Origin of the sequence: Pseudomonas sp. UBA6310, from assembly GCF_002438225.1 — a bacterium.
GTDB classification, from domain to species: Bacteria; Pseudomonadota; Gammaproteobacteria; order Pseudomonadales; family Pseudomonadaceae; genus Pseudomonas_O; species Pseudomonas_O kuykendallii.
Window position 1 is genome coordinate 11366 of the sequence record NZ_DJTK01000012.1, and the last position, 20448, is coordinate 31813.

A 20448-nucleotide genomic window follows, 5' to 3' on the forward strand; every position below is an offset into this window, starting at 1 on the left:
CTTGTCGTCCTTGAAGCTGTTGTTCAGCGGTGAGCTGGCGTCGGCGACGTGGTGAATGAGGAACAGCAGCGCCATCAGCCGCGCCTGGTTCGGCGCCTTGGGGTCGGCCAGGGTGGCGCGGTTGCGCTCGATGGCGGCCACGGTACACACCCCATCCGGGCAGTCGCGCGGTGGCTGGTACTGGCAGTCGTCGGCCTTGTAGATCACCAGCCGTTCGTTCCTGGTCTTCTCCCAGAGCGCCTTGGTCTGCGGGTTCTGGTCCAGGCTGCCGGCCCAGTTGGCGACCACCGAGAAATCGCTCTGCTTGATCAGCCCAAGCAGCCGCGCCGCTTCGGCCTTGGCATCGGCATTCAGCTGGCGCTGCGCCAGCTCGCCGACCAGGGCAGTGCCCTGCTGGCCCCAGGCCAATACCTGACCAGCCCACAGGCCGGCCACCAGCAGCAGGCCGTTACGCAAGGTTTTGCTCGCATTCATTTGCACGTTTCTCCTTCTGGAGGCGGCACGTCGTCGGCCGCCGTGGCGTTGATCAGGCCTGGCACAGCGCATCGAGGGTCAGGCGCAGCATGTCGTGGAAGTCTTCCTGGCGCTGCTCGGCGCTGAGCTTCTCGCCGGTGAGGATGTGGTCGCTGACGGTCAGCACGGTCAGCGCCTGCTTGCCCAACTCGGCGGCGACGCCGTAGAGCCCGGCCGCCTCCATTTCCACCGCGAGGATGCCCATTTTGGTCATGCGCTCGAACATCACCGGGTCCGGCTCGTAGAACAGATCGGCGGAGAACACGTTGCCCACATGGATGGCCTGGCCGCGCGCGTCGGCGGTCCGCACCACGCGTTCGAGCAACCGGTAGTCGGCTATGGCGGCGAAGTCGAAGCCTCCCAGGCGCTTACGGTTGACCACCGAGTCGGTGCTGGCCCCCATGCCGATCACCAGATCGTGCACCTTGACGTGCGGCTGGGTGGCGCCGCAACTGCCGACGCGGATGATGCGCTGCACGCCGAACTGGCTGAACAGCTCGTGGGCGTAGATCGACAGCGACGGGATGCCCATCCCGGAGCCCATCACCGAGATGCGCTGGCCCTGGTAGAGGCCGGTGTAGCCGAGCATGTTGCGCACGCCGTTGACCTGTACGACCTCGGACAAATAGGTGTCGGCGAGCATCTTGGCGCGCAGCGGATCGCCGGGCATCAGCACGGTTTCGGCAAAATCGCCCATTTGGGCGGCGATGTGAGGGGTCGGCATGTCAGACGCCTTCGATCAATGGGGGGAAAGAAAAGACCGTCCATGGGAGCACGACGGCAGCTCGAAGAAATCGGCCAGGGTCTGGCCGATATCGGCAAAGGTTTCGCGCTCGCCGAGGCTGCCGGCGGCGACGCCGTTGCCCCAGGCGAGCACGGGGATGTGCTCGCGGGTGTGGTCGCTGCCCGGTGTGCTCGGATCGCAGCCGTGGTCGGCGGCGAGCATCAGCAGGTCGCCCGGCTGCATCTGCGCCAGCAGCTCGGGCAGGCGCAGGTCGAAGGCCTCCAGCGCGGCGGCGTAGCCGGCGATGTCGCGGCGGTGGCCGTAGAGCATGTCGAAGTCGACGAAATTGCTGAACACCAGGGTGCGGTCCGGCGCCTCGCTCAGGGCCTGCAGCGTGGCGTCGAACAGCGCGTGGTTGCCGTCGGCCTTGTACAGTTTGCTGATGCCCCGGTGGGCGAAGATGTCACCGATCTTGCCCACCGCGTACACCTGGCCGCCGGCTGCGCAGAGGCGGTCGAGCAGGGTTGGCGCCGGTGGTGGCACGGCGTAGTCGCGGCGGTTGCCGGTGCGCGCGTAGTTGCTCGGGCCGTCACCGCGGAACGGCCGGGCGATGACTCGGCCGATGTTGTAGGGGTCGCACAGCTCGCGCGCCAGTTCGCAGAGCGCGAGCAGGCGCTCCAGGCCGAAGTGTTCCTCGTGGGCGGCGATCTGCAGCACGCTGTCGGCCGAGGTGTAGAGAATGGGTTTTCCCGTCGCGACATGGTCGTCGCCGAGCTGTTCGAGGATGGTGGTGCCCGAGGCATGGCAATTGCCCAGGATGCCGGGCAGGTCGCCACGGGCGATCAGTGCGTCGAGCAGCTCGACGGGAAAACTGTTCTCGCGCGCCTCGAAATAGCCCCAGTCGAACAGCACCGGCACGCCGGCCATTTCCCAGTGGCCGGACGGCGTGTCCTTGCCACTGGAAAGCTCGCGGGCGTAGCCGTAGGCACCGTCGACCTCGATGTCGGCACAGAAGCCCGGCGGGAATTCCCCGCCGCTCAGCGCCGCGGCATGACCGAGGCCGAGTCGCGCCAGGTTCGGCAGTTTCAGCACGCCGTGGCGTATCGCGCTGTCCGCCTCGCCGCGGGCACAGGCCTCGGCGATGTGCAGCAGAGTGTTCGCCCCGGCATCGCCGAAGCGCTCGGCATCGGCGCTGGCACCGATGCCGAAGGAGTCGAGGACCAGCAAGAGGGCGCGCTTCATCACGCCTCCAGGCATAGGCGTGAGATCAGCGCCGGCACTTCGCGCGGCTCGATGGCGACCTGGTAGGCGGCCAGCACTGCAGAGGCGGCCTGCTCGGCCTGCGCCAGATCGCGGGCATGCACCAGCGCCAGCGGGCGATTCGGACCGACGCGCTCGCCGGGAAAGGCCAGCTCGCTGAGGCCAACCGCCGGGTCGATGCTGTCCTGGGGACGCCGCCGACCGCCACCGAGGGCGACCACCGCGATGCCCACCGCGCGCGTATCGATGGATTGCACCAGGCCTTCGAGCGGGGCGTAGACCGGCATGACTACGGGTGCGGCCGGCAGGTAGTTATCCGGGCGCTCGACCAGGTCCGCCGGGCCGCCAAGGGCCTTGACCATCTGCGCGAAGCATTCCAGTGCGGCGCCGCTCTGCCAGGCCGCCAGCAGTTGCTCGCGGGCCAGCTCGGCGCTGCTCGCCAGGCCGGCGCAGAGCAGCGTCTGCTCGGCCAACGCCAGAGTCACGTCCCACAGACGCTGGCTGCGCACTTCGCCGCGCAGCAGGGCGATAGCCTCTTCCACTTCCAGGGCGTTGCCCGCCGAACGGGCCAGTGGCTGGCTCATGTCGGTGATCAACGCGCGGGTGCGCACGCCGGCGCCGTTGGCCACCGCGACGATGCTCTCGGCCAGCGCCAGGGCATCGTCGGCCTGGGCCATGAAGGCGCCGTTGCCAACCTTCACGTCGATCAGCAACACGTCGAGCCCGGCCGCCAGCTTCTTGCTGAGGATCGAGGCGACGATCAGGTCGATGGATTCCACCGTGGCGGTGACGTCGCGGATCGCGTAGAGGCGCTTGTCCGCGGGAGCCAGGTCGTTGGTCTGGCCGATGATCGCGCAGCCGACCTGCGCCACCACCTCGTGCAGGCGCGCCATGCTCGGCTGGCTGTCGTAGCCGGGAATGCTGTCCAGCTTGTCCAGGGTGCCGCCGGTGTGGCCGAGGCCGCGCCCGGAGATCATCGGCACGTAACAGCCGCACGCGGCCAGCAGCGGTGCCAGTGGCAGGCTGACGAGATCGCCAATGCCGCCGGTGGAATGCTTGTCGACCACCGGGCCGGGCAGATTCCAGCTCAGCACGCGGCCGGAGTCGCGCATGGCGGCGGCCAGGGCGATGCGTTCCTCGATGTTCATGCCCTTGAGCAGCACAGCCATGGCGAACGCCGCGGCCTGTCCTTCGCTGATGCTGAAATCGGTGATGCCGGCTACGAAACGCTGGATATCGGCCTCGCTGAGCACCTTGCCGTCGCGCTTTCGACGGATCACTTCCTGCGGTAACCAGCCCATCAGTAAGCTCCCCCCATCGACGGTGCCGAGGCCTGGCCGAGCCGGCGCAGCAAATCGTTCAGCAGGCTGGAGGCGCCGAAGCGCAGGTGCCGCGGAGTGATCCACTCGTGCCCGTTGAGGCGCTCGGCGAGCCACAGGTAGACCAGCGCCTCGGGCAGCGTCTTCATCCCGCCCGCCGGTTTGAAGCCCACCACGCCGCCCGAATCGGCGATGCAGGCGAGCATGATTTCCGCCGCCTCGGCGGTGGCGTTGGTCCTGACCTTGCCAGTGCTGGTCTTGATGAAGTCGGCGCCGGCGGCGATGGCGTCCTGGCTGGCCCTGCGGATCAGCAGCGGATCGACCAGCTCGCCGGTCTCGAGGATCACCTTGAGCAGCGCGCGCCCTTCGCAGAGCGCCTTGCAGGCCTGCACCAGGGCGATGCCGCTGGCGGCGTCGCCGGCCAGCAGCGCGCGGTAGGGGTAGACCACGTCGATCTCGTCGGCACCGTCTTCGAGCGCCTGCCGGGTCTCGGCGAGCACGTCGTCGAGCGCCGTGCTGCCGGCAGGGAAGTTGGTTACCGTGGCCACCGCCACGGACTGGCCGCCCAAGGCGTCGAGGGTACCCCGCGCCAGCGCGACGAAGCGCGGGAACACGCACACCGCGGCGACCGGGCCGGCCGGGGTCATCGCCCTGTGACACAACTCGACGATACGCGCAGCGTCGTCATCGTCGTTCAGCGAAGTCAGGTCGAGCAGCGCAATTACCTTGCGCGCGAGGGTTTCATCGTTGTCGGTCATTTCTTGTTCACACTAATGCAGTAAGTTCTGTTCATATCGAGACGAATACGCCGGCGATCGCCGCACTCATCAGGTTAGACAAGGTGCCCGCGACCACCGCCTTGAGGCCGAGCCGGGCGAGGTCCTGGCGACGATTGGGAGCCATTACGCCGAGACCGCCGAGCAGAATGCCGATCGACGACAGATTGGCGAATCCGCACAGGGCAAAGGTGATGATCACCTGCGTGTGCGCGGAAAGTACCGACAACCCCTTGGCAGCCGCCTGGGAAGGATCGATATGGGCGGCGAAATCGACATAGGCGACAAACTCGTTGAGCACCAGTTTCTCCCCGATGAAACCGCCGGCGGTCACCGCCTCGCTCCACGGCACGCCGAGCACCAGGGCCAGCGGCGCAAGCAGATAGCCGAGCAGCAACTGCAAGCTCAGGTGCGGAAAGCCGAACCAGGCACCCGCCCAGCCGAGGATGCCGTTGAGCAACGCGATCAGGGCGATAAAGGCGAGCAGCATGGCGCCGACGTTGAGCGCCAGCTGCAGGCCACCGGACGCCCCCAGCGCCGCGGCGTCGATAACGTTGACCGGCTTGTCGTCGAGGTCCACGGGGATATCGTCGGGGTCATCGTTTGGCCTTTCGGTCTCCGGCTCCATCAGCTTGGCCATCAGCAGTCCGCCTGGAGCGGCCATGAAGCTCGCGGCGATCAGGTACTTGAGTTCGATACCGAGGCTGGCATAGCCGATCAGCACGGAGCCGGCCACCGAGGCGAGCCCGCCTACCATCACCGCGAAGAGTTCGGAGCGGGTCATCCGCGAGAGGAATGGACGGATCACCATCGGCGCCTCGGTCTGCCCGACGAAGATGTTGGCCGTCGCGGACATCGACTCGGTGCGACTGGTCCCGAGCAGCCGCTGCAGCGCGCCGCCGAGGACGCGAATGACCAGATTCATCACACCGAGGTGATAGAGCACCGCGATGAAACTGCTGAAGAACACGATCAGCGGCAGCACCTTGATGGCGAAGACGAAACCGCCGTTACCGAACACCTCGAACATCCGGTTGCTACTCAGGCCACCGAAGAGGAAGTCGATTCCCTGGTTGGCATAGCCCTGCAGCGAGGACACCGAATTGGAAACGCCGCTCAGCGCATCCTGTCCCCAGGGTACGTAAAGCGCGAACGCCCCAAGGCCGGCCTGGATCAGGAAAGCCCCGCCCACGGTGCGCAGACGAATCGCCCGACGGTTGCTGGACAGCGCCACCGCCAGCAGCAACAACACCACAATACCGATGAGACCCATCGATCACTCCCCATACGCACGACTCAAGTAGGCCCCCGGCGCCTGTGGCCGGTTGGGCGTGTGCCTTCAGAACTCGCTGAAGGCGCCGGGTAACAGTTGCTCCACCGTCCAGTACCGCGCCGCCGATGCGTCGTGGCCTACGCAGAAGACCGGGCAGCCCTTGCCGAGCAGCTCGACCATCACCTGGCGGCAGGCGCCGCAGGGCGAGATCAGTGCAACTTTCGGTGCATACACCAGCATCGCCCTGAAGCTCTTCGGCTTCTCGCCCTGGCAGATGGCGCTGAACAGCGCGGTGCGCTCCGCGCAGTTGGTCAGCCCGTAGGACACGTTCTCCACGTTGCAGCCGCGGATGACCACACCGTCCGCAGTCATCAGCGCGGCGCCCACGGGAAATTCCGAGTGCGGGCACCAGGCCTGTTCGGAGGCCGCGATGGCCTCCGGCAGCAGGCGCTCGTACAGAGCCTGCAGTTCGCGGCTGCGTTTCATTGCTCACTCCCGGCAAGGCTTTCGCCGACCTGCTGGATCCGTTGTTCGGCGCTGATCTGCCCTGCCGGCTGGCCGGCCTGGTCGCGGCCCTGCAGGTAGGCGATCAGCGCCTCGAGGTCATTCAGGCCGGTGTCCAGGCGTTTGCCCTGTTTGAGTACGCTGAAGTTGTCGCCGCCATCGGCGAGGAAGGAGTTCACGGTGATCCGGTATTCCTGCTCCGGCTGTACCGGCTCGCCGTCGATCATCAGGCTTTCGGCGATCACGTGCTGACCCCTGGGTCGCGCCGCGTCCCAGCGATAGCTCAGCGACGCCGAAGGCTGCAGCGGATAGAAGCCCATGCTGCCGCTCTGCCACTGCTGCTCCAGCAGCTCGCGCAGCTGCGCGCCGGTCAGGGTGATGATGTTCAGCGTGTTGTTGAACGGCTGCACGCTGGCGACCTGGCCGTAGTCGACCTTGTCCTGGCCGTCCTCCAGCGTGAGGTCCATGCGCATGCCACCGAGGTTCATCAGCGCCACCTGCGCGCCAAGGGCACGGGTGGCGGCGAGTTGCGCGTCGGCGATCAAATCGCCCATCGCCGATTCGCCCGAGGCATTGGTCTTGCGATCCACCTGACGGGCGCCGAGGCGCGCCAACGGCTGACCGAGCTGCGCCTGGCTGCGGGTTTCCACTTCCTTCTGCAGCGCGGCGATTTCCGGCGTGGCGCTGTAGCGCTGCGGATCGACCACCAGGTTCTCAGCCTTCACGTCGAGCAACTGGTGCTTGCGCGTGTCGATGGTCAGGGTGAGATGGGTCATCAGGCGGCCGAAGGAGGCGCCCTGGGTGACCAGCTTGTCGCCGACGCGGCACAAGTAGCCCTGGTGCGTATGCGCACTGACCACCACCTTGATCAGCGGATCGAGGCGCTTGACCACGTCGACCACGTCGCCGCCGAGCTGCTTGCAATCCGGCTGGTCGAAGCGTTCCGGGGTCTCGCCGCCCTGGTGGATGACCACCACGATGGCATCGACCTTCTGTTCCTTCAGCTCCGGCAGCAGCGCGTTGATCGCGTCCGCTTCGTCGACGGTGTACAGGCCGTCCATGCTCTTGGCACTGACGTAGGCGGCGACATCCTTGAGCGTCGCGCCGACGAAGGCGATCTTCGCGCCGTGCGCCTGTTCGATGCGGTAAGCCTGGAACACCGGCTTGCCAGTCTGCCTGTCCATCAGGTTGGCGGAGATGTACGGAAAGCTGGTGCCCTTGTAGGCCTTGTCGAACTGGCAGGCCTTGTCCGGCCGGGTCGACTCGCAACCGCCCGCGATCTGCCGCAGCAGCTCGGTCTTGCCCTGGTCCAGCTCGTGATTGCCCACGGCAGTGAACTTCAGGCCGATCAGATCAAGCGCATCCAGCGTCGGCTCGTCGGCCCACATCGAGGAAATCGGCGGGCTGCCGCCGATCATGTCGCCCGCGCCGATCAGCAGCAGCTCCGGATCCTGCTGGCGAAGTTGCGCGACCAGACCGCTCAGCGCGCCGATCCCGCCGGCCTTCAGCTTGACCACGCCGCCCTCGGCGGCGGCATCCTGGTAGCTGAACGGATTGCTCAGCAGGTTGCCGTGGAAGTCGTTGATGGCCGCGACGTTGACTTCAACCGGCGCCGTCGCCTTCTCGCAGCCAGCCAGCAGCAGGGCCGCCAGCAGCAGTGAAAGCGGGCGCATAACGGTACTCGCGTGCGACATGAGAACTCCCCGGACGTCTCAGGCGTGCTGCAGGCTGGAAGCCTGCGCGACGACCGGTTTGGCGGCGAAAGCGGTACCCATGCCGGCACGCAGCAGGAGCATTTTCAAGTGATCGTTGATCAGCTCGAGGCGATCCTGCAGGTGGCTGTTGCAGACTAGGCCGACCAGCGCGATGGAGATACCCAGGGCGGTGGCGTAAAGCGCGGTGCCGATGCCACGGGAGACTTCGCCCGGATCGGACACGCCGGCTTCGGCGAGTGCCTTGAAGGTATCGATGATGCCGAGGATGGTGCCGAGCAGGCCGAGCAGCGGCGCACCGGCGACCACCGCCTCGAGAATCCACAGACCGTGCGAGAGCTTGCCGCGCATGGAGATGTAGATGGCCTGGCCGAGGTCTTCCAGTTCGTTGTGCGAGTGCAGTCCGACACGCCCCTCGAACAGCTGGCGCAGCAACTGCAGGGGCAGGCTGTCGCGCTTGCGCAGGTCTTCGGGCAGTTCGTCGAAGCTGCGCACCTTGCTGTGCAGGGCGGCTTCCAGCTTGCGCGCCTTGCTCAGGTTGTAGGAGAAGAAAATGCCGCGTTCCACGACCACGAAGGCGGCCAGCGCAGCCGCGCCGTACATGATGTAGAAGGTAATGTCGTGGAGCAGATCCATATTCATTGCAGGGTCACCTCTGGCAAATCAGGCGGCGGACCGGCCGGGTGGCCGGTCCTTTTTCGGGTCAGAAGGAAGCTTCGAGCGAGACCGCTACGGTCTGCTCTTCGCCGATGGTGTAGTACGGAGTCTGTGCACCGGCGAAGGCGCTGCCTTCGCCGTTGTAGCGGACCGAGTTGAAGGTCACGGTGCGTACGCCGCTCAGGTATTCGCGGTTGAACAGGTTGTTAACCGACAGACGTACCGTCGCGCTCTTCACGTATTCCTTGTTCACCGGCAGGCGATAACCGACGTTCAGGTCAACCACGGTGTAATGCGGAATGCTTTGGTCGTTGGTCAGGTCGCCATACTGGTTATCGACGTACTTGCCGACCACGTTGCCGTAGAAACGCCCATCGTCGTAACCGAGGCTGAGGTTGAACATGTTCTTCGGAACGCCTGCCACCTGCTTGCCCTTGGTCGGCACGTAAACGCCGTAGTACAGCGTGTCGTTCTGCTGCTCCGCCTCGGTGTAGGTGTAAGAGGCGTAGTAGTTGAAGTCATGCGGCAACAGGCCGCTGAACTCGAACTCGACGCCACGGTTCTCTACCTCGCCAACGTTGAGCATCTCGTAGTCGCCGGTGACTTCGTCGCGGCTGGATACCTGGCGGTTCTTGAACTTGAGGTAGAACAGCGTGGCGCTGAGGGACATGTCGTCGGTCGCATAGCGCCAGCCCAGCTCGTTGTTCCAGCTCAGCTCCGGTTTGAGGCTGATCGAGTCCTCGGTGTTGTAGAGCACGTAGTTCTGCGGCGTGCGCATATTGCGGGTCAGGTTGTAGAACGCCTGGTTTTCCTCGTTGATCTGGTACTTGGCACTGAAGCTCGGCAGGAACTCGTGGTAGGTGGCGGTGCGCTTCTCCGGGACGTCGTAAAGGCTCGCCTTCATGTTGCCCTTGCGCTCCGAATGCTCGTAGGCGACACCACCGCTGAGCGTCAGATCGGGCGTGGCGTACCAGGTGTCCTGCACGAACAGTTTGTGCGCCGGGGTGATGGTGAAGTAGTTGCGCCCCTGAATGGTCTTGCCGTTGGCATCCACAGCGCCGTGCTTGCCCCAGATGTCGGTGGGGCTGCCATCGGACTCCAGCGCGATGAACGGCTGGGTCTGGCGCTGACGCGCGCGCTCGTACCAGTAGCCGACGTCCAGCGTGTGCTCGTCGTTCAGGGTCCAGGTGACTTTGGTGTTGATGCCTGGGCGCCAGGTCTCGGTGATCGAGGGGCGGTAATAGCGGCCGCTGACCGGATCACCGTCGGCGTTGTATTGCCCCGAGGTCTGCAGATTGCTCAGGTCGTAGTTGCCCGAGCTGTTGGTGGTGCTGTACAGCGTGGCCGGTGAGCCATAGGCGCTGTAGCTGCCTCCGTTCGCCCAGTAGTAGTAGGGCGCGACGGTAAGCAACACGTCGTCGCGCAACTGGAAGCGGCCGGTCAGCGAGGTGGTCACGTTCTCGAACGGGTTGCGCGAAGTCTTGTAGCTGGCGGTAGTCAGCTTCCCGGTGGTCGGGTTGTAGGTCGGCACCTCGGGGAAGTCGTAGTCGTGGTCGGACTCGTACTGCGCCAGGCTGGGAGACACGTAGTTGTAGTTCTCCTGCTTGTGGTACTTGACGATGCCGTTGATGCTGTTGCCTTCGCCGAACTTGAACAGGCTGTTCAGCTCGAATTTCTGCGCATCCAGGTCGCCCTTGCCTTTCCACTTGTCGCTGTTGGTCTTCGAGGCCGAGATGTAGTTGGAAAGCCCCATGTACTCGCCGGTGTTCACCCGGACGAAGGTCTTGTCGAGATTATTGCTGCCCACGGTCTGCTTGACGAAGACACCGAAGTCTTCGGTCGGACGCATGGAAACCAGGCCGATGTTGCCGCCGGACGAACCGATGTGCGGGGCATCCATTTCCGAAGACCCCTGGGTGGCAAACACCTCCTCCAGGTTTTCCGGGTCGCCCAGCAGGTTCGGGTACATGTTGTAGTTGCCCGAATCGTTCACCGGGATACCGTCCATGGTCACGCCGATCTGGTCGGACTGCATGCCGCGCATGGTGAAGTTGAAGCCGGACAGGCCCGTGCTGTCGTCACTGGAAACGTTGATGCCGGGCGTGTACTTCAGCTTGTCGATGCCGTTGCTGGTCGGCGACATCTTTTCCAGAGCTTCCTTGGTCACGGTGGAACGCCCCTTCGGCGCCTCCTCCTGGACCATCTGACCATTGCCGAGGCTCTTCCCGGTCACTTCGACGTCACCGACGTCTACCGAATCCTGAGCCAGAGCAGCGGCCGTCCATCCCCCGAGACCGGCTGCCAGAAACACCGCATAAATTGGGTTGAGTTTCACGTATTAACTCCTGGTTTTATTTCGGCAGGTGCTTGTTTTACTTATGATTTCTAATTTTCTACGTTGTAGACGAAGGTGGCGGTGAAGCGATATCTGTCCTTGCCCCCGAAGGCCTCCGAAGGAAACGGATTGACCTTCTCCAAACGCCGCAGACTCGTCTGTGCCGCCTTGTTGAGCAGCATGTTCTTGGCCTTGGTCTCGATGCCCGAGTCCAGAACGTTGCCGCTTCGATCAACCATCAGCCAGATCACTACGTTGCCCTCCGGGCGCTGAAGCGAGGCTTCGCGACCGCGCGGGTACTGCTTGTAGCGCTCCAACTCCGCGCGCAGGGCAGCGGTGTAACGGCTTTCCAGCGCCGCCGCGTCGGCCTTCGGCGCGGCAGGTGGTGCGGGTACCGCTGCCGGCGCAGGTGTCGGTGCAGGCACGGCGGGAGGGGCCTTCGCCACTACTGGCTGTGCGGGCGGCGGTGTTGGTGTCGGCTTGCTCACCACTTGCGGCTTGGGCTTCGGCGGCTGCGGTTTGGGCTCCGGAGGCTTGGGCTTGGGTTTCGGCGGCGGCTCGGGCAGCTCGACCACAGGCTCCGGGTCGGGCTCCGGCGGCGGCTCGGGTATCGGTTCGGGCTCCGGCGGCGGGGGCGGCTCCGGAATCGGCTCAGGCGGCAGCAGTTCGGCCGGATCGATCAGCGCGACCTCAACGGTGCTGTCGTCATACTTGGGCGTGATCTTCAGGTCCGACTTCAGCGCGCTCTGCACGGCCAGCGCCAACAGGCAAATGGCGGGCAGGCTGGCGAGTGCTTTCCGGGATTTGAAAAAGATCGACATGACTTACAGCTTTCGCGTGGCGATCGAGACGGAAGAGAAGCCATTGCTCTTGAGCAGATCCATGACCGCCACCAGCCGACCGACTTCCACGTCCTGATCGCTGTTGAGGATGATCACCAGCTTCTCGCTGGTGTTCTCCAGCGTCTTCAGCTGGGCAACCAGGGCGTCTTCGGCGAGGTCCTGGCCATCGAGCTGCAGGCGGTCGTCGAGGCCGAGGGTGATCACCGCCTTGTTCTGCGGCTTCAGTTGCTGCGCATGGGCCGCGCCGGGCAACTGGGTCTTGATGCCCAGGGCCGGGATCACGTTCAGACTGATCAGTACGAAGAACACCAGCAGGAACATCATCACGTCGATCATCGGGATGATCTCGATATGCAGGCGCTTCTTCTTCGGCTCTTCCCAACTACGCATCGTTGATTACTCCACCGTTTCCTGTGTGCGCCGCTCGATCGGCAGGCACGTCGTTTCGTTGCGATTAGCCAGAGCACAGAGCATGCCAAAGCTGACATCTGCGTCAGGAATACAATAGAAGCAGCGCGTTACAGTTTGATTAAAGGGCGCTTAGGGGGAAAATTCGTCGGTGGTGCAGACTGAAAATCAGGCAAACACCGCAAAGCGAAGGCTCTAAAAAGCCCGAAAATGATCATTCGATGATCAAGCTTGCACCAATAGCGACCGCTCCGTACAAGCCGAGAGCGAAATTACGGCGCTCGCAATGTATCTGACACAACTGTCAGGTATATAAGAGCACCGAAAGCCTCTCGTCCCCGGCCGGATACCGTTATCGGCATGCAGCTTGCTCACGACCGAGGCTCATTTCATTGATCGCGAGGTCCTCGTGCGAATCCCAACCCTTTTTCTGACGAGTGTTCTTTCACTGCTGCTGGTCGGCTGCGCGCCGCACAAGACACAGCCCGAGGTGCGCTGGATCGACGTCGCCGACGTCGCCGCCAGCGTGCAGGGCAAGGCGCCGATCGCGGTGGGCTTCGATATCGACGACACCGTGCTGTTCTCCAGCCCCTGCTTTCATTACGGCCAGCAGAAGTACTCGCCGGGCTCCGACGATTACCTGAAGAACACCGATTTCTGGACCGAAACCAACGCCGGCTGCGACCGCTATTCGCTGCCCAAGGACGTGGCGAGGGCGTTGATCGACATGCACCAGAAGCGCGGCGACACCCTCTACTTCATCACCGGTCGCCCGCATACCGAAGGCGAGCAACTGACCGCGATCCTGCAGCAGACCTTCGCCATTCGCGACATGCAGCCGGTGGTGTTCACCTCAGGCCCGGAGAAGACCCGCTTCATCCACGACCGCGGCCTGGGCATCTATTACGGCGACTCGGATGCCGACATCACCTCGGCCCGCGCCGCCGGTGCACGGCCGATCCGCGTGATGCGCGCGAGCAACTCCACCTACCAGCCGCTACCGGTGAACGGCGCGCTGGGCGAGGAAGTGCTGATCGACTCGACCCACTGACGCGCCGCTGCGCTGCAGGCGGGCACCACTGGGCGGTGCCCGCCTGGCGCCCGAGGCTGGCGGATGAACCTCGGACCTGACACACTGTCCCAGCACTGCGGCGTTGACAGCCTCTGTTATACTCCGCGCTCCCGCCAGGCTTACGCCCGGATGCTCGGCAACTCGCCAGCAGGACCGGACGGGATCACGCCCCACAACGCGTGCATTCAAGCCAGGCAGATCGCCCTACGGCCCAGCCCTAACTGACAGGATTCCCCATGTCCTTTGCTTCCCTCGGTCTCTCCGAGGCTTTAGCCCGCGCTGTCGAAGCCGCCGGCTACACCCAGCCCACTCCGGTGCAACAGCGGGCCATCCCCGCCGTGTTGCAAGGTCGCGACCTGATGGTCGCCGCCCAGACGGGTACCGGTAAGACGGGCGGATTCGCCCTTCCGGTCCTCGAGTTGCTGTTTCCAGGTGGTCACCCCGACAAGGCCCACCGCCACGGTCCGCGCCAGCCGCGCGTACTGGTCCTGACACCGACGCGCGAACTCGCCGCCCAGGTGCATGACAGCTTCAAGCTCTACGCCCGTGACCTGCCCTTCGTCAGCGCCTGCATCTTCGGCGGCGTCGGCATGAACCCGCAGGTACAGGCGCTGGCCAAGGGCGTCGACGTGCTCGTCGCCTGCCCGGGTCGTTTGCTCGACCTGGCGAACCAGAAGGCCATCGACCTTTCCCACGTGGAAATCCTGGTCCTCGACGAAGCCGACCGCATGCTCGACATGGGCTTCATCCATGACGTCAAGAAGGTCCTCGCCAAGCTCCCCGCGCAACGGCAGAACCTGCTGTTCTCGGCGACCTTCTCCAAGGACATCACCGATCTCGCCGGCAAGCTGTTGCACAACCCGGAGCGGATCGAGGTCACCCCGCCGAACACCACGGTGGAGCGTATCGAACAGCGCCTGTTCCGCGTCCAGGCCAGCCACAAGCGCGCGTTGCTGGCGCACCTGATCACCCAGGGCGCCTGGGAACAGGTGCTGGTCTTCACCCGCACCAAGCACGGCGCCAACCGTCTTGCCGAGTACCTCGACAAGCACGGCCTGCCGGCCCAGGCGATCCACGGCAACAAGAGCCAGAACGCGCGCACCAAGGCCCTGGCCGATTTCAAGGCCAATGCCATCCGCATCCTGGTCGCCACCGACATCGCCGCCCGCGGCCTGGACATCGACCAGTTGCCCCACGTGGTCAACTTCGAACTGCCCAACGTCGAGGAAGACTACGTTCACCGCATCGGTCGTACCGGCCGTGCCGGGCGCAGCGGCGAGGCGATCTCGCTGGTCGCGCCGGACGAGGAGAAGCTGCTCAAGGGCATCGAACGCCTGACCAAGCAGCGCATTCCCGACGGCGACACCCTGGGCTTCGACCCGAGCACCATCGAGGCGGAGAAACCCGAAGTGCGCGAGCCGCGCCAGCCGCGCAATGCGCGTCCGCAACGCGGCGAGCGCAAGGCGGAGTCCGGCGAGAAGAAGGAACAGCCCAAGGGCCGCAACCGTCGCGGCGGCGGCGACAAGCCGAAAGCGCAAGCCCAGGGCGACGCGGCGGCACGCCCGACCCGCGCACCGCAGATCCCGGCCAACCGCGATCCGGAAGAGTTCCTCGACGACGACGTGGACAATTTCGGCAACCGCGCCGACTACGTCAGCCCGTACCAGGGCAAGGCGCAGAACCGCGGACGTCGCCCCGCCAATGGGCAGCCCGGCCAAGGCTCACCGGCCGGCGGTCGTCCGGCCGGTGGTGGCGGTCAGGGCAAGCCGCGCGCGGCTGGCCAGGGCCAGGGTGGCCGTGGCAAGGGACCGAAGCGCGACGACCAACGTGCCCGCCCGCAAGGCGGCCGCGACCGTGACGAATCGCGCCAGGAGCCTGCCGTTCGCGGCGCCCGCGACAAGCAGCCGCTGATCGTGCACAAGGAATCGAAGGCCGACCGCCTGCCGACTCCCGAGCAGCTCGATCAACTGCCGCAGCGTCCGCGCGGCGAGAAGCCGGCGCTGCTCACGCGCAACCGCTGAAGCCCTCCGTTGCGCAACGCGCCCTGGCGCGTCGCGCGGCAAACGAAGAACGCCGGCCCTGTGCCGGCGTTTTTCGTTTTCACTTACCGGACAGACCGCGTATGGCCGGCATAACAGCGGCGGGTTGCACCCGCCCTACGCAAGAGTGCGAGCTACGCATCAGACGGGGATCTACGGTAGGCGACATCCCCGGTAGGGTGGGCTTCAGCCCACGCGATACACCTCGAGCCTGGCGCGCCGGTGGGCTGAAGCCCACCCTACAGCCTGAGCGAATTGCCCTTCTGTAGGAGCCAGCTCGCTGGCGATCAGCGGGCTCGAAGGATCAAGAGCATCGCCAGCAAGCTGGCTCCTACAGGGGCAGGGCTTTGTGAGAATCAGAAACGAAGAACGCCGGCCCTGGGGCCGGCGTTTTCGGGGAGCGGACGGACCTGCATGGCTCGCATGACAGCCGCAGGTTGCACCCGCCCTACTGAAGGGCACCTGTGGCGAGGCCGCAATCAGAGATCACGTAGGCCGCACCTCGTAGGGTGGGCTTCAGCCCACGCGATACACCTCGATCCTGACCCACACCGGTGGGCTGAAGCCCACCCTACAGCCGGAGCGAATCGCCATCTGTAGGAGCCAGCACGCTGGCGATCAGCGGGCCCAATGGATCAAGAGCATCGCCAGCAAGCTGGCTCCTACAAGGGCGGGCTGTGTGAGGGGCGGAAACGAAAACGCCGGCCCTGGGCCGGCGTTTTCGTTGGTGCGGGATCGCTTACTTGCGCACACCTTCGAAGGTGAAATACAGCTCGACCGCGTTGGACTGCGGGCCGAGGTCCATCATCTTGCCGAAGTCCATGCGGTTGATGGTGGTGGAACCCTCGAAGCCGGCGCGGTAGCCGCCCCATGGGTCCTTGCCTTCGCCGAGGAAGGTCGACTTGATCACGATCGACTTGGTCACGCCGAGCAGGGTCAGGTCGCCGGTCACGTCGGCGGTCAGCTTGCCGTCGGCGTTCTTGCCGGTGGGCTTGACGCTGGTGGAGACGAAGGTGGCTTCGGGGAATTTGGCCACGTTGAGGAAGTCGCCGCTGGAGACGTGCTTGTCACGCTCGGCATGGTTGGAGAACACGCTGGCGGTCTTCAGGGTGACGTTGATCTTGGCGTCTTCCGGCTTGGCGGCATCGAAACTGAAGGTGCCGTCGAAGTCGCGGAAGGTGCCGGTGATATAGCTGTAGCCGAGGTGGCTGACCTTGAAGTCGACGAAGGCGTGTTGGCCTTCCTTGTCGATGGTGTAGTCGGCAGCCATGACGTTGCCGGCCAGCAGTGCGCCACCGAGGGCCAGGGAAAGCAGGGATTTCTTCAGCATGACGAGTTCCTTCCAGTGAATATCAGGGTTTGGCGTTGCGGCCGAGCATGCGCACCAGGGTGGCATCACGGTCGATGAAGTGGTGTTTCAGCGCCGCCAGGCCATGCAGCCCGGCGAAGATCACCAGGGTCCAGGCGAGGTAGAGGTGGATATCGCCGGCAACGTCCGCCTGGTTCGGCAACCCGCTGACCAGCGCCGGTACGTCGAACAGGCCGAACACCGGAATCCCCACGCCGTCGGCGGTGGAAATCAGGTAGCCGGCGATCATCACGACGAACAGGACGACATAGAGGAACAGGTGGCCGGCCTTCGCGGCCAGGCGCGTCCGCGGCCCCTGGTTGGGCGTGGGAGGCGGCGGCGGGCTGACGAAACGCCAGACCACACGCAGCAGCATCACCGCCAGAAGCACCAGGCCGATGCTCTTGTGCAGGTCCGGGCCGGCCTTGCGCCACGCATCGTAATAGCCGAGGTCGACCATCCAGATGCCCAGCCCGAACATGCCGAACACGGTCAGCGCCACGCCCCAGTGCAGGATCACACTGACCAGTCCATAGCGAGCGGGGGAGTTGCGCAGTTGCATCGTTGTCTGACCTTGCCTGTCGGAGAATGAGCAGAGATTACCTTCAAGATAATGGTTTAAAAGCGCAATAATCTGCTCCGAAATATCGAACTATTAGATATCAAGATTTTTCAGAGGCCGTTCTCCCGGCTCATCGACGGACCGATCTGCTAGGCTTCGCGCTCTTTTTTCGGAGGTCACCATGAGTCAGAACCACGACTGGACGCAGCGCGACCTCGCCGTACTCTGGCATCCCTGCACGCAGATGAAGGATCACGAGCGCCTGCCGGTGATCCCGATCCGTCGCGGCGAAGGCGTCTGGCTCGAGGATTTCGACGGCAAGCGCTACCTAGACGCGGTCAGCTCCTGGTGGGTCAACGTGTTCGGCCACGCCAACCCGCGGATCAACCAGCGCATCAAGGATCAGGTCGACCAGCTCGAACACGTGATCCTCGCCGGCTTCAGCCACCAGCCGGTGATCGAACTGTCCGAGCGCCTGGTCAGGCTGACGCCGGCCGGGCTGGAGCGGGTGTTCTACGCCGACAACGGCTCCTCGTGCATCGAAGTGGCGCTGAAGATGAGCTACCACTACTGGCTCAACGTCGGCCGCCCGGAGAAGAAGCGTTTCGTCACCCTGTCCAACAGCTATCACGGCGAAACCGTGGCGGCGATGTCGGTGGGCGATGTCGCGCTGTTCACCGAGACCTACCGGTCGCTGCTGCTGGACACCCTCAAGGTGCCCAGCCCGGACTGCTACTTCCGCCCCGAGGGCATGTGCTGGGAGGAACACTCGAGGGCGATGTTCGCGCACATGGAGCGCACCCTCGCCGAGCACCACCACGAGGTCGCCGCAGTGATCGTCGAGCCGTTGATCCAGGGCGCTGGCGGCATGCGCATGTACCACCCGGTGTACCTCAAGCTGCTGCGCGAGGCCTGCGACCGCTATGGCGTGCACCTGATCCACGACGAGATCGCCGTCGGCTTCGGCCGCACCGGGACGATGTTCGCCTGCGAGCAGGCCGGCATCCGCCCGGACTTCCTCTGCCTGTCCAAGGCCCTCACCGGCGGCTACCTGCCGCTGGCCGCCTGCCTGACCACCGACACGATCTACCAGGCCTTCTACGCTGAATACGACACCCTGCGCGCCTTCCTCCACTCGCACAGCTACACCGGCAACCCGCTGGCCTGCGCGGCGGCGCTGGCGACCCTGGACATCTTCGAGGAAGACAAGGTGATCGAGGCCAACCGCGCCCTCGCCCTGCGCATGGCCGAGGCCACCGCGCACCTCGCCGACCACCCGCACGTCGCCGAAGTGCGCCAGACCGGCATGGCCCTGGCCATCGAGATGGTCCAGGACAAGCCGAGCAAGAGCGCCTATCCGTGGCAGGAGCGCCGCGGCCTGGCGGTGTACCAGCATGGGCTGTCACGCGGCGCGCTGCTGCGCCCGCTGGGCAGCGTGGTGTACTTCCTGCCGCCCTACGTGATCACCCCGGAGCAGATCGACTTCCTCGCCGAAGTCGCCAGCGAAGGCATCGACCTGGCCACGCGCAGCCACGTCAGCGTGGCGGTGAACCGCGACCTGCATCCGAACCATCGCGATCCGGGCTGAAGGCGGCCACAGGACAGACGGGATCGCCTTCCCGGCGCAGGGTGGATGACGATCTGTTCATCCGCAGTCACATCACCAGGTGGATCATTGAAGCGCGATCCACCCTACGAAACTACGAAACGGCGCCCGTACGTGCCGTAGGGTGGGTTAGCCGCGCACCGAGAGGGGTCGAATTCCTACAGAAGCCCGCGCGGCGTAACCCACCGGGCGGTGCCAACGGCCAACGCCCCGTAGGGTGCGCCGCGCGCACCAAAGCATCACGCCGCCTTTGCCGGCAAAGCCGGTAGAATCGCGTCTCACACTTCGCCCACCGGAACCCCATGCGCCTCTCCCGCTTCTTCATCGACGCCCCGCTCGCCCTCGGCCAGCACGAACTGCCCGAGGCCCAGGCCCATTACCTCGGTCGCGTGCTGCGGCTGAACGCCGGTGCCGCCGTGCAGCTGTTCGATGGCAGCGGCTTCGAGTACCTCGGCGAACTGGTGGAGGTCGGCAAGAAAAGCGTGCGCGTCGAGCTGAACGAGCGCGTCGAGGGGCAAGCGGAATCTCCGTTGCGCGTGCACCTCGGCCAGGGCCTGTCGCGCGGCGAACGGATGGACTGGGCGATCCAGAAAGCCACCGAGCTGGGGGTCGCCGAGATCACGCCGATCTTCAGCGAGCGTTGCGAAGTGCGCCTGAAGGACGAGCGCGCCGACAAGCGCCTGGCCCACTGGCGCCAGGTGGCGATCAGCGCCTGCGAGCAGTGCGGCCGCTCGCGGCTGCCGACGATCCATTCGCCGCTGCCGCTGGCGCAGTGGCTGGAGCAGACGCCGGCCGACCTCAAACTGGTCCTGCATCCCTTCGCCGAGCCGCTGAGCAGCCACGCCAAGCCGACCAGCCTGGCCTTCCTCATCGGCCCCGAGGGCGGCCTCAACGACAACGAAGTCGCCAGCGCCAGCCGCGCCGGCTTCCACCCCGCGCGGCTCGGCCCGCGCGTGCTGCGCACCGAAACCGCGCCAGTGGTGGCGCTGGCCGTGGCCCAGCAGTTGTGGGGCGACTTCTAGCTGAGATATCCGCGGCTGATAAAGGAAGCTCATCACGCGGGTTGCACCCGCCCTACGAAGCCAATATGGCCACTCCGGTCCGCTATGGGGGCTTCAGCCCACCGGGGTTCGTCGATGCCGGGGTGGTGGGCTGAAGCCCACCCTACGCACGCCCCTGCAGGAGCTCGCTCGCGATCAACGCGCCCAAAAGCATCGCCAGCAAGCTGGCGCCTAAAGTCCCGTAGGGTGGGCTTCAGCTCACCGGCGCCCGACTCCCCAAGGCCCCCAACGAAAAAGCCCCGCATGCGCACGCCCCTGCAGGAGCTCGTGATCAACGTACCCCAAAGCATCGCCGCAAGCTGGCGCCTGCAGTCCCGTAGGGTGGGCTTCAGCCCACCAGCGTCCGCCCCCACGGCCCCAACGAAAAAGCCCCGCATGCGCACGCCCCTGCAAGAGCTCGCGATCAACGTGCCCAAAAGCATCGCCGCAAGCTGGCG

19 protein-coding genes are annotated in these 20448 nt (G+C 65.2%); 5 read left to right on the plus strand and 14 right to left on the minus strand.

The window, feature by feature from the left end; translation table 11 throughout:
- The 12 genes from B3E91_RS02260 to B3E91_RS02315 all read right to left on the minus strand — a co-directional run.
- On the minus strand, window positions 1-474 hold a 474-nt coding region (locus B3E91_RS02260; RefSeq protein ID WP_287028188.1), incomplete at its 3' end, for a S1/P1 nuclease.
- Between the two features lie 52 nt (window positions 475-526).
- Window positions 527-1237, minus strand: a complete 711-nt coding sequence (gene deoD / locus B3E91_RS02265; protein WP_287028190.1) for a purine-nucleoside phosphorylase — start codon at window positions 1235-1237, stop codon at window positions 527-529.
- Window positions 1238-1252: 15 nt separating this feature from the next.
- Complete coding sequence (locus B3E91_RS02270) at window positions 1253-2479, minus strand: phosphopentomutase (RefSeq protein WP_287028191.1); 1227 nt, start codon at window positions 2477-2479, stop codon at window positions 1253-1255.
- Window positions 2479-3798 (minus strand): thymidine phosphorylase, encoded by a 1320-nt coding sequence (gene deoA, locus B3E91_RS02275; RefSeq protein ID WP_287028192.1) that lies wholly within the window; start codon window positions 3796-3798, stop codon window positions 2479-2481. Before deoA ends, B3E91_RS02270 begins: the two co-directional genes overlap by 1 nt.
- Window positions 3798-4574: a deoxyribose-phosphate aldolase gene (gene deoC, locus B3E91_RS02280; protein ID WP_287028193.1), complete on the minus strand. Its 777-nt coding sequence runs from the start codon at window positions 4572-4574 to the stop codon at window positions 3798-3800. Before deoC ends, deoA begins: the two co-directional genes overlap by 1 nt.
- A gap of 31 nt (window positions 4575-4605) precedes the next feature.
- Window positions 4606-5865 (minus strand): NupC/NupG family nucleoside CNT transporter, encoded by a 1260-nt coding sequence (locus B3E91_RS02285; protein WP_287028195.1) that lies wholly within the window; start codon window positions 5863-5865, stop codon window positions 4606-4608.
- Window positions 5866-5931: 66 nt separating this feature from the next.
- The gene (locus B3E91_RS02290) at window positions 5932-6351 is read right to left on the minus strand and encodes a cytidine deaminase (protein WP_287028196.1); all 420 of its coding nucleotides are present in this window, start codon (window positions 6349-6351) and stop codon (window positions 5932-5934) included.
- Complete coding sequence (locus B3E91_RS02295; protein WP_287028198.1) at window positions 6348-8042, minus strand: bifunctional metallophosphatase/5'-nucleotidase; 1695 nt, start codon at window positions 8040-8042, stop codon at window positions 6348-6350. Before B3E91_RS02295 ends, B3E91_RS02290 begins: the two co-directional genes overlap by 4 nt.
- 39 nt (window positions 8043-8081) lie before the next feature.
- Window positions 8082-8723 carry a MotA/TolQ/ExbB proton channel family protein gene (locus tag B3E91_RS02300; RefSeq protein WP_090224017.1) on the minus strand — a complete coding sequence of 214 codons (642 nt, stop codon included), beginning with the start codon at window positions 8721-8723 and terminating at the stop codon, window positions 8082-8084.
- A 61-nt stretch (window positions 8724-8784) separates the two neighbouring features.
- Window positions 8785-11073 carry a TonB-dependent receptor family protein gene (locus B3E91_RS02305; protein ID WP_287028199.1) on the minus strand — a complete coding sequence of 763 codons (2289 nt, stop codon included), beginning with the start codon at window positions 11071-11073 and terminating at the stop codon, window positions 8785-8787.
- Between the two features lie 50 nt (window positions 11074-11123).
- Window positions 11124-11894, minus strand: coding sequence for an energy transducer TonB family protein (locus B3E91_RS02310; protein WP_287028200.1), 771 nt, complete (start codon window positions 11892-11894; stop codon window positions 11124-11126).
- 3 nt (window positions 11895-11897) lie between these two features.
- On the minus strand, window positions 11898-12305 hold the full coding sequence (locus B3E91_RS02315; RefSeq protein ID WP_090224023.1) for an ExbD/TolR family protein: 408 nt from the start codon (window positions 12303-12305) through the stop codon (window positions 11898-11900).
- 427 nt (window positions 12306-12732) lie between these two features.
- On the opposite strand from B3E91_RS02315, the gene aphA reads away from it, so the two are divergent.
- Both aphA and B3E91_RS02325 read left to right on the plus strand, forming a co-directional pair.
- A complete protein-coding gene (gene aphA, locus B3E91_RS02320) occupies window positions 12733-13374 on the plus strand; it encodes an acid phosphatase AphA (protein ID WP_287028202.1) in 642 nt (213 codons plus the stop codon).
- A 257-nt stretch (window positions 13375-13631) separates the two neighbouring features.
- Complete coding sequence (locus B3E91_RS02325; RefSeq protein WP_287028203.1) at window positions 13632-15416, plus strand: DEAD/DEAH box helicase; 1785 nt, start codon at window positions 13632-13634, stop codon at window positions 15414-15416.
- A 757-nt stretch (window positions 15417-16173) separates the two neighbouring features.
- Here the strand turns inward: B3E91_RS02325 and B3E91_RS02330 are convergent.
- Window positions 16174-16764, minus strand: a complete 591-nt coding sequence (locus B3E91_RS02330; protein WP_090224029.1) for a YceI family protein — start codon at window positions 16762-16764, stop codon at window positions 16174-16176.
- A gap of 22 nt (window positions 16765-16786) precedes the next feature.
- Complete coding sequence (locus tag B3E91_RS02335; RefSeq protein WP_287028204.1) at window positions 16787-17344, minus strand: cytochrome b; 558 nt, start codon at window positions 17342-17344, stop codon at window positions 16787-16789.
- Between the two features lie 181 nt (window positions 17345-17525).
- On the opposite strand from B3E91_RS02335, the gene B3E91_RS02340 reads away from it, so the two are divergent.
- The 3 genes from B3E91_RS02340 to B3E91_RS02350 all read left to right on the plus strand — a co-directional run.
- Complete coding sequence (locus tag B3E91_RS02340) at window positions 17526-18932, plus strand: adenosylmethionine--8-amino-7-oxononanoate transaminase (RefSeq protein WP_287028205.1); 1407 nt, start codon at window positions 17526-17528, stop codon at window positions 18930-18932.
- Window positions 18933-19252: 320 nt separating this feature from the next.
- Window positions 19253-19972, plus strand: a complete 720-nt coding sequence (locus B3E91_RS02345) for a 16S rRNA (uracil(1498)-N(3))-methyltransferase (protein WP_090224034.1) — start codon at window positions 19253-19255, stop codon at window positions 19970-19972.
- Between the two features lie 282 nt (window positions 19973-20254).
- A partial coding sequence (locus tag B3E91_RS02350; protein WP_287028207.1) for a hypothetical protein occupies window positions 20255-20448 on the plus strand: 194 nt, incomplete at its 3' end.

Coding starts and splice junctions, on each gene's coding strand:
- deoD (WP_287028190.1), bottom strand. CDS start 1,237: ATGCCGACCCCTCACATCGCCGCCCAAATGGGCGATTTTGCCGAAACC.
- B3E91_RS02270 (WP_287028191.1), bottom strand. CDS start 2,479: ATGAAGCGCGCCCTCTTGCTGGTCCTCGACTCCTTCGGCATCGGTGCC.
- deoA (WP_287028192.1), bottom strand. CDS start 3,798: ATGGGCTGGTTACCGCAGGAAGTGATCCGTCGAAAGCGCGACGGCAAG.
- deoC (WP_287028193.1), bottom strand. CDS start 4,574: ATGACCGACAACGATGAAACCCTCGCGCGCAAGGTAATTGCGCTGCTC.
- B3E91_RS02285 (WP_287028195.1), bottom strand. CDS start 5,865: ATGGGTCTCATCGGTATTGTGGTGTTGTTGCTGCTGGCGGTGGCGCTG.
- B3E91_RS02290 (WP_287028196.1), bottom strand. CDS start 6,351: ATGAAACGCAGCCGCGAACTGCAGGCTCTGTACGAGCGCCTGCTGCCG.
- B3E91_RS02295 (WP_287028198.1), bottom strand. CDS start 8,042: ATGCGCCCGCTTTCACTGCTGCTGGCGGCCCTGCTGCTGGCTGGCTGC.
- B3E91_RS02300 (WP_090224017.1), bottom strand. CDS start 8,723: ATGAATATGGATCTGCTCCACGACATTACCTTCTACATCATGTACGGC.
- B3E91_RS02310 (WP_287028200.1), bottom strand. CDS start 11,894: ATGTCGATCTTTTTCAAATCCCGGAAAGCACTCGCCAGCCTGCCCGCC.
- B3E91_RS02315 (WP_090224023.1), bottom strand. CDS start 12,305: ATGCGTAGTTGGGAAGAGCCGAAGAAGAAGCGCCTGCATATCGAGATC.
- B3E91_RS02325 (WP_287028203.1), top strand. CDS start 13,632: ATGTCCTTTGCTTCCCTCGGTCTCTCCGAGGCTTTAGCCCGCGCTGTC.
- B3E91_RS02330 (WP_090224029.1), bottom strand. CDS start 16,764: ATGCTGAAGAAATCCCTGCTTTCCCTGGCCCTCGGTGGCGCACTGCTG.
- B3E91_RS02335 (WP_287028204.1), bottom strand. CDS start 17,344: ATGCAACTGCGCAACTCCCCCGCTCGCTATGGACTGGTCAGTGTGATC.
- B3E91_RS02340 (WP_287028205.1), top strand. CDS start 17,526: ATGAGTCAGAACCACGACTGGACGCAGCGCGACCTCGCCGTACTCTGG.
- B3E91_RS02345 (WP_090224034.1), top strand. CDS start 19,253: ATGCGCCTCTCCCGCTTCTTCATCGACGCCCCGCTCGCCCTCGGCCAG.